Raw genomic sequence first — 9033 nt, 5'->3', positions numbered from 1 at the left:
TATTCGTTTACGGATGTTTTTTCCATCTATGATTTCGGAATTTGGACCGGACTTCAATCCAATTGGAAAACCGCTACTTCCACACAACTTTGTTCCTCCGCATCCCAACCTTGGACAAGCGGAAGTGTAGCCAATCAAGGTAAGTTTGGATATGCGAATCACAAAAACGCATCTTCCATTTCCGCAGGTTCGATTCCTTGTCAATGGACTTCAACGGAAGATCCAGAAGACCCACAAGCCAGTGTGGAAATGGGAATTTTATGCGTGCAGGAAAAACCGATCACACTCAAGGGAAAAATCGGGTTTTTGGAAGACGAACAATGTCACCATTCAAATTCTTATTTCACAATTCCTTGGAAACAATGCCACGAATTCAAACGCCACTTTGATCCTGTAAGCGGCGCTGCAATTTCCAGTGATGTTCCGAGTCCCGGAAGTTACAGACCGGTTCCGGGTCAGGTCCATCTGAATTTTTTCAACAGTTCCCAGACAAATCCTGTGGGATGTTATATCTCCAATTTGCAAAGCGACTTGGACGGGAATGTAAGCGGGCAGATCAACAACTGTCTTAAGTCGAACCCCGCTCCGGATAGAGTCCGCATCACTCTCGTGCTGGATTACAAAACAAATCTTGCATATAACAATTCGATCGGAACGATTCGGAGTCTTTGGGAGAAAACGGCGATCTCTGCTCTCAATTACTTGCCGTATGACCAGAGTAAATTCTTCCAAACTCTCTTTGTGGATCCGAATACACACAAAGACAAGGTGGAACCTTACTTTGAAGTAGTGTTACCTTTGAATCCATACTGGAATGCTACAACGAGAACTTTCGATTTGGGAATAGTGAATATTTTGAACTCCATTCCTGCGAATATGACAAACAGCCTGCGATTGACTCTTTCGAAATGGCAAGGTCTGGTGGAATTGCACAATCGATTGAAAAACGAATCGGTGGATAAGATCCAGTTTGATATGTTTCTCAACGATCCGACTCGAAACTGTGTTCGTTGTTACACGGTCAACTTTATCAGTACATACGGTTCGGGAGGGTCGGCTGGAAATTTATATTTCAATGCACCGGATGGAGATAACCTTCCAACTATTTATCGGGTTGACAGTCCGTTAGGTCATGAGTTCGGACATACAGTCACATCCCCCGTAGCTCCCTGGTTGTTACAAGGTGTCATGAGAAACTGGGGCGGACAATATATAGACCAAAATCAAATATACTATGGCCAAATTCACAATTCCAATCAATACCAGGATATGGGGACAGCATTCGGAGAAGGTATTGTGAATTCCATCGGTAGATATTTGATCAGCGGCAACCAAGGGGCTTGGAAATTAGGCCCAGGTATTCCGTTTTATATCGGCACATATAAAGATGGTTGGAAGCTGAATCCGATTGTAGATCAGAAGTATTCCGATTTTCAAAGGTTTCGGCGGGAAATGTCAGTCAGAGGAATTCTGGAAAATTCGCCTGACTGGACGTCTCGATTGCAGGCGATTCAAAACCTCAATTCCAATTTTACGGATCATATAACGAACTCGAACAATGAAGCTCGCTACGACGGTTTTGTACACTATCTATTACAAACGCCCCCATTCCATATTGATAGTTATCACGCAACCGATCCGGAAATCGCACCTCAATTGAATCAAATCCAATATCGCTATGACCAGATGAAGCTGCTGGGAGAAATTTTGGACGGAGGACCGGCTAATTTCAAGTGGGTTTCTTACGGAGACGTGGTTCATCCTAAAAACTCTCGAGTGAGTTTGAAAGATTTGCTGGTTACTTTGGGCGAGATGCACGACGGCTCTCCGCTTCCACAAAATGGCAGCCCCGGGTTTACGGATGCGTATCTTTCCATTAAAAGTCCGTTTTCTCCTCAGTCTCTCGGATGGAGACTCGTGCAAAAGGGACTCATCTCGAAGGATGAAGTAAACAACTTATATCGCGCCGTGGGAATGGACCAACTCGCAAATATCTGCGGTTATCCATGGGCTCTTCCGAACTGTCAATGAGGTAAGATAATCGGATAGAATTTTCACAATTGAGAACTAATTCACTTAATAAAACTTAGGTGAATTAGTTTACTCATTTGTATCTAGAAATTTGCAGTTTTCTAAATTTCTTTTTGGAATGTCAAAACCAATCCGAATGGATTTTTTCGAATTAAAATCGAATTCTTCCGTATAATTTGTTTATTTCTAAAAAGAATTAGAAAATTCTGTTTTTTTAGATCGAAGCCAACATTTCGAACAAATCTGTCGTAGCTAATCTCTAAACCTTTTTCCATGCCGGACGTAAGAACACCATCTCGATCTTCCTTCGACTCGTAAAGTACCGAGTTTGAGAGTATGGTCTTTTTTCCGTCTTCTATCAGAACGACCATTCCCACCGGCTCGTAAGCACCTAACAAATCTTACAATTGCCCACAATTAAGAATTTTTTGTACCGCTTAAAGACCGAATCTCAAATGTTCTTTGATAAGATGAAGAAGTCTTAGTATGGTTATAAAGGAAAGAAAGACTAGGATTGAAGAAGAATTAGCGGATTGTGATTTCGGGGATATCCGGCTTCATAAAAGATTTAGTAAATTTCTTAAAAATTCGCCAGAAGGTTTGGGAGTAGCATACCCTTTGTAAACCAAGATTGGTCGAGCACTAAGGCTGCTGATCGTTTTCTTTCTAACGACGGTATAGGCAATCAGGAGGCCATTTTCTGGTTAACACAAGAAAGATACAATTTCGACAATGGTCCTGTTTTAATTTTGCATGATACAACTAAATTTTCGTTTAAACGAAAGGAAGTCACAGAAGTAGGATTCACTCGACTTGCCATTGTAGGCAAATATTCAGCCGGTTCGTCTTCCGTTGTTCATTCCTTCGTCAAAGAAAAAGAATCAAACCCATTCTTAAAAAGATCAATTTTCCAGTCATTTCTAAAGAACAAATCTTTTCTTTTGTTATAGGTTTTAACCCTTTTTCCATCGGAGAAAGATATATAAACGCGACAATTACGGTTTCGATAGAATTCGAAGTCCGGTAATAATTCTTCTTGATTTCTTTCGTAGATTGAATTTAGCTTCCCAGTCATGAGTAAAGAAAAGTTTGAAATCTCAAAACGAGAGGGTGTTCACAAAGAATTCGAATCTTATACGGGCAATTGGAAAGGCGTCAACCAGATGATGTTCAAAGAGGGGGAAGTCACCGACGAATCTCCGATCTTCGGAAACATAAAACTCATATTAGGCGGAAGATTTCTTCTTCACGAATACAAGGGAAGTTACGGAGGAGAACCTTTGGAAGGAATCGCAATCTACGGATATCATATTGACAAACAAAGATACGAGTCCGCTTGGGTCGAAAGTTTCGGAATGGGAACCGGAATTCTATTCTCCGAAGGAAGCCCCGGCGCGAAAGAATGGTCGTTCACAGGACACTACGGTGGTGAAACTCCGGAAACCAGTTGGGGTTGGAAAACCAGTTTGGAAAAAGACGGCGATGACAGATTGATCATCTTCTCTCAGAACCTCCGACCAAACGGAGAAAAGGCCGGAGGAGTTCGAATTTTATACGAACGCATTTCGTAAGGAATCGATCCTTTTTCATCTATATAAGGGAAGATTGAATTCTTCCCCAAAACCTACCGATCCAGTTTCCCCTCAGTCAAACATATAATCTGTTTCTGCTTCACGATCGATTGAAGCAGTTTTGTTAATCTGAACTTTTTAAACGACTCTAATCTCTTTGAAGAATCGAAGTAATGCTAATGCAGTTCCAAAATCTGCTCGTCTCGCAGAGACTTACGTTCATCACGACAAAACCAAGATGATTCCTACGAGGAAAAAGGAGAACGAACACTTCCGGTCCGCATCTCGATAAGAACGGGATCGAGTCATGCGCTCGTAAAAATCCTTTGACTTTCTCACGCGTAAAAAGAAATCTACGGATGATGAAAGAAAAGGGATATTTCCTTTCCATCGGGGCCGGACCCAATCAAGTCCCCTTAATCTCCGCTGCAATCGGGCTCGGTTACTCGGTGATCGCCGTGGACAGAGACAACCACGCACCCGGTTTGAGCATGTCCTCTCTCAGGATCATGGAATCCGTCACCGAATATCGTAAAATTCTAAAAACGGTTTCCGAAATCCCTCTTCAGGGAAAAATTGTCGGAGTCGGAACTCGCTCCTATGGAAAAGCGACTTATACCGCTTCTTACATAGCCGACAAATTAAAACTACGTTATGCTAGCCTTGAAAGTGTTGAGATCTGTTCGGATAAGAATCTGCTCAAAGAAACCGCAAAGAAGATAGGAATTTTAACTCCGGAAAATTATGATATAAGTACCTTAAAAAATCAATTTCCCTTCGTATATAAACCTTCTCAGGGAAGCGGCAAAGAAGGAATCAGAACCTTTCACGATCCGAAAGAATGGGAATCCTTTCTTAAATCCAAGAAAAAAAATTCTCGCTCAAAGACTTCCTTATCCAAAAAGAAGACGAATGAAGAATGGATCGCAGAAGAATACATTCCGGGTTTTGAAATCACCGTCTGCGGGCTGATTCAGGACGGAACGTTTTTTCCGGCATCCATCTCCCATAAGGATGTGACGGAGTACTCGCCTTATTTAGAAATCGCTCATACTCTTCCTTTTTCACGCTGCGAATTGATCGGAGAAATTCTTCTCAATTGCAGGGCTCTAGCCGCTGCGGCTAGGATGAAGGACTGCCCGTTCGTTGCCGAATTCAGAATCAATCCACAAGGAGAAATCTATCTGATCGAAGCGGTCCCCGAAGTTGGAGGAGAATTTTTAGCGGACGTTCTGATCCCGAATTACTTCGGCTCTTCTTATTTCAAGAATTTAGTGAAACTTTTAACGGGAGAAAAAATCGAACCGTTTTTGAACTATTCGAAAATTCCTAAAAAATACGCGGGAATATTTTTCTCCGCGCCTCCCGAAGGAAAATCCAAACTTGTCGAACATTCCGAATTCGTTATAAAAGGAAAAGAAAAAATTATGTTCGATCGTAAGTTGAAACAAAATGGAGAAATTTTAAGAACGTCGGAAGGAAATGCGGCAAGAACTCGAAGTGTCGGGGTCTTAGGTCCCGATCAAAACGATCAGACTTTGGAAAACTGGAAGAAGTCCGTTCTACAAAGACTGGAAGGTAAATTTGAATCCGTCTGAACCTTCTTCCCGATCCGCCTGGAATCTACATTATACAAGAACCAAATCCAGGTTAGGCTATCCGGATGAAAATCTGGTCAGAATGATTTCGAAAATCGGAACCGGTTATTCCAATAAACAAACGGAACGGAAAGCCTTGGATTTCGGAGCCGGTTCCGGAAGGCACTGTGTTTTATTAAACGAATTCGGTTATCAAGTTTATGCGACGGACTATACGGAAAATTCCGTAAAAACGATCCACGAGACGTACCCTTTCGTCAAAGCTTCATTAGGTGACAATCCTCCGTTCCCTTTCGAGGAGAATTTTTTCGACGTGATCGTAAGTTGGGGAGTATTACACTACAATTCCATAAAATCCGCTCGAGAAATCCTAAAGGAAAAAATTAGAATTCTCAAGAAAGGAGGATATCTAGCCGGGTCGGTGCGAGCAGTCGGAGACACTCATCTTCAGGCGCAGGGAACTGTGATCGGAGCCACAGACTTAAAAGGGGCTTACTCTCGTTTTTATACATTAGAGGAATTGAAAGAAGATTTAAAGGATTTTTCCCATACCGATTTCGGTTATACGGAAAGGACTCCTTTGGGAAAATTGGAAGAAAGGATTTGTCATTGGATTTTTCTGGCGAAACTCTAAACGAAACTTGTCCTTGCTGTCAAAAAAACGACTGGAAATTCTTATATCACTCCACATTTAAAAATTATAATATTCCAATTTATATCTGTTCTACCTGCGGACTCAGAACCCAACATCCAAGACCAAAACCCTCCGAACTCTACACGGAGGAATACTATTCCGGGGATGCGGACTTTTCCTATCGAGACGAGAGACAAACCGAAAAATTCGATCGATACGTTTGGAAAGCTCGGATTAAAAACATCCAAAAATTCAAACCAAAAGGAAAATTTTTAGATATCGGTTGTTCCTTCGGAGGCTTTCTAAATTGTGCAAAAGAAGCCGGTTTCGAAGTCGCCGGTGTGGAAATCTCTTCTTACTCCGCCGAAGCCGCAAAATCCAGGGGATTCAAAGTATATCAGGAAGAATTCTTAGATGCGGATCTTCCCGAAAATTTTTTCGACGTAGTCACTCTAGTAGAGGTGATCGAACATCTCCCGCAACCGGACCGAGTTTTTCAAAAACTCTACCAAATCCTTAAACCGGGAGGGTTGTTACTTTTACAAACCGCAAATTTCGAAGGTAAACAAGCGATCGATGCGGGGACAAGCTACCACTATTATCTTCCGGGACATTTTTATTATTATTCGGAATCGAATCTGAAAAAAATTCTTGATCGCTCGGGTTTTAAAGATCACATCATTTATCTCGGAGTTGATTTTTCACTTCTCGCAAAATTACTCAAGTCAAGAGGAAGTTTCCGTTCCTGGAAAGATTATTGGAAATGGATCCGTATCAGTGTTTACCACTGGAAAAGTAAATTCAAAAATCAAGGCAGACCTTTGACTTCGTCCATGGTTCTGTACAGCTTCAAGGTGGAATGAACAATGTTACATCTATTTAAACCGGGCTGGTTGGCCGATTCCGATAAGATTCCCCGAAAAGGTTTTCTAAGAATTTTCGTTCTATTCATCCGGATTATCGTAGGTTCCTCATATCGCTTTATCAAAGACGATTGCCTCATGCAAGCCTCCGGAATTTCCTATACTACGATCGTATCTTTGATTCCGATGCTCACGGTTGCGTTATCTTTGATCACGATCACTTCCGGCTTAGAAAATCGAAAAGAGGAAATTTTCGACACAATCAACACCTTCATTCTACAAAGTAATATCAGCGTGGATATCAATACGTATCTCGAAACGATCGGAGAACTGATCGATACTGCGACTCAGATCGGAGCCATCGGATTTGTGATCTTGGTATTTTCGGCAACAGCGGTTTTACGTTCTTTGGAAAACGCGTTCAACGGAATTTGGAAGATCCGTTCCAACAGATCCCTCTTTCAGAAATTCGTGTTTTATTTTTTCGTCTTGGCGATAGGCCCTCTTCTTTTTGTGATCGGAGAAGGAATCGCTAAAAAGACCATCGATTTTTTCAGACCTTCCCACTACTTTTCCATGGAAAAAGATCCTTCCGATAAAATTTGGGTAAGCGGAGAAAATGGAACCCTATTTAGAATGGATTCCAACCTCAAAAAGGAATATTCGATCCGGGAAGACGAAATCGATTTTGAAAACATGAAATGTTTAGACAACTTAGGAGGGAGACTGGATTTCTGCAAAAAGCCGGATATAGGAGATTCCGATTTTATTCGTATTAAAATCCGAGAAGAAACCGTCTACGTCCTTTCCACAAAAGGGATTCTCTTAATCAAACCCGTCGAATCGTCTGTCTGGACACTGACTTCGTTCGAAGGAGTCGAACTCAAGGATATAGAAGTCGTCAATAAAAATAACATTTTCATTATATTCAAAAATGGAGAAATTCTACACTACATTCCCGAAGGAATTTCCTTCAAACCAATCTTCAAAGATAGGTTGAAGATGAACGCTTCCAAAGTCTATTTTCCGGAGACATTAAAAGGTTACATCGTGGACGAATCCGGAACCGTATGGACGAGCAACGACGGAGGATTCAACTTTTATCCGAATCGACTGACTCATTTAGCATTCCATGATATTCATCAAACTACAAACGGAGATATATTTTTGACGGGGGAAAGGGGGATTTTATATCGTTCCCAAGACGGAGGAAATAGTTGGATCGAACTGCGTCACAAACGTTATAACTTCATCCGTATCTGGTCTTTTACCGGACCCGATATAACGGAATTATTCCTCATGGATAGCCTGGGGAATATACTCATCTCCACGGATTTGGGAGATCACTGGAATCAATTTTATACCCCGATGAACGGCAAGTTATGGGCCAATCTTCTTTTGGAAAGAAAAGAGAACGGAAAGATCAAAATGCTCAATGTAGGCGAATATCGTACCATCAGTATCACGGAATCCAAAGATCAGAAGTTTACAACCGTTCTAATCACCGGAGGAGACAGCGTTTTTACGATTTATTCTTTTCTGAGAATTTTATTTCCGCTCTCCGGAATTTGGCTCTTTTTTCTAAGTCTTTATTCTTTGATCCCGAATACGAAGGTTCCCCTAAAAGCCTCCTCCGCAGGAGCGGCGGTTACGGGTATCATCTTTCTCGTTTTTCTTTGGGGATTTCATGTGTATCTTTCCTCGTTCAGCGAGACCACAATGATTATCTACAAAGCTTTAGCAGCGATTCCAATTTTTCTTTTGGGAGTATATTCACTTTCTCTAATTGTTTTGTTTGGTGCAGAAATCACCGCATCTCTTCAATTCAAAGAAAGATATCTCGCTCCTCTTCACTCTCTGGATGAAATTCATACCTCATCGAGCAACGAGTTTCGAAAATTAATTTCGATTTTAAAGTCCGCGTATCGGATTCAAAGAGAAAAAAAAATACCTTCCACCTCCATCGAACTTTCTTCGGTTTCCAAGTTGAAAGAGGAGGAAATCCCGGTTCTAACGAAAAAACTTTGCGAGTTGGGGTTCCTCTCCGAAACGAGGAAAAACGAATTTATTCCGATTATCGCTCCGGCGGATTTGAGTATTGGAGACGTTTATCGAAAAATTCCGGAACCTCTTTTAACCGGAGATAAGGAACTGAAATTATTTCCCGGAAACATCAATTCCAGAATCGAAAAAACGGAAGAAAAACTACAAAACGATTTGGACGGAATCAAGTTTGGAGATTTAATCGACTAACAAAGGTTTTTCGTATTTAACATGAGTTCGGGTACAAATCCGTGATTCATTTTTCTAAAAACAAGTTGGAACCTGAACTTTGT

The 9033-nt window shown here is 41.3% G+C and carries 7 protein-coding genes and 1 pseudogene; 7 read left to right on the top strand and 1 reads right to left on the bottom strand.

The window, feature by feature from the left end; translation table 11 throughout:
* Positions 1-2031: hypothetical protein (locus tag CLV95_RS17430; protein ID WP_107695039.1), on the top strand; the 2031-nt coding region annotated here is incomplete at its 5' end.
* Positions 2032-2132: 101 nt separating this feature from the next.
* Here the strand turns inward: CLV95_RS17430 and CLV95_RS17425 are convergent.
* Complete coding sequence (locus CLV95_RS17425; protein ID WP_002727103.1) at positions 2133-2429, bottom strand: SRPBCC family protein; 297 nt, start codon at positions 2427-2429, stop codon at positions 2133-2135.
* A gap of 88 nt (positions 2430-2517) precedes the next feature.
* Here CLV95_RS17425 and CLV95_RS20165 point away from each other — a divergent pair.
* From CLV95_RS20165 to CLV95_RS17385, 6 genes and pseudogenes are all read left to right on the top strand, one after another.
* Positions 2518-2981, top strand: a pseudogene (locus CLV95_RS20165) (IS4/Tn5 family transposase DNA-binding protein).
* Positions 2982-3104: 123 nt separating this feature from the next.
* The gene (locus CLV95_RS17410; RefSeq protein ID WP_002732834.1) at positions 3105-3602 is read left to right on the top strand and encodes a DUF1579 family protein; all 498 of its coding nucleotides are present in this window, start codon (positions 3105-3107) and stop codon (positions 3600-3602) included.
* A gap of 362 nt (positions 3603-3964) precedes the next feature.
* Complete coding sequence (locus CLV95_RS17400; RefSeq protein ID WP_016749629.1) at positions 3965-5200, top strand: ATP-grasp domain-containing protein; 1236 nt, start codon at positions 3965-3967, stop codon at positions 5198-5200.
* Positions 5187-5834: a class I SAM-dependent methyltransferase gene (locus tag CLV95_RS17395; RefSeq protein WP_002727076.1), complete on the top strand. Its 648-nt coding sequence runs from the start codon at positions 5187-5189 to the stop codon at positions 5832-5834. Before CLV95_RS17400 ends, CLV95_RS17395 begins: the two co-directional genes overlap by 14 nt.
* Positions 5810-6697, top strand: coding sequence for a class I SAM-dependent methyltransferase (locus tag CLV95_RS17390; protein ID WP_002732829.1), 888 nt, complete (start codon positions 5810-5812; stop codon positions 6695-6697). Before CLV95_RS17395 ends, CLV95_RS17390 begins: the two co-directional genes overlap by 25 nt.
* 3 nt (positions 6698-6700) lie before the next feature.
* Positions 6701-8950 (top strand): YhjD/YihY/BrkB family envelope integrity protein, encoded by a 2250-nt coding sequence (locus tag CLV95_RS17385; protein WP_002732836.1) that lies wholly within the window; start codon positions 6701-6703, stop codon positions 8948-8950.
* Positions 8951-9033: the final 83 nt, after the last annotated feature.

It is taken from the genome of Leptospira borgpetersenii serovar Javanica (assembly GCF_003046425.1).
Classification (GTDB): domain Bacteria; phylum Spirochaetota; class Leptospiria; order Leptospirales; family Leptospiraceae; genus Leptospira; species Leptospira borgpetersenii.
The sequence above is the reverse complement of the archived record's forward strand: the minus strand, read 5'-3'. Positions and strand labels throughout refer to the sequence as shown.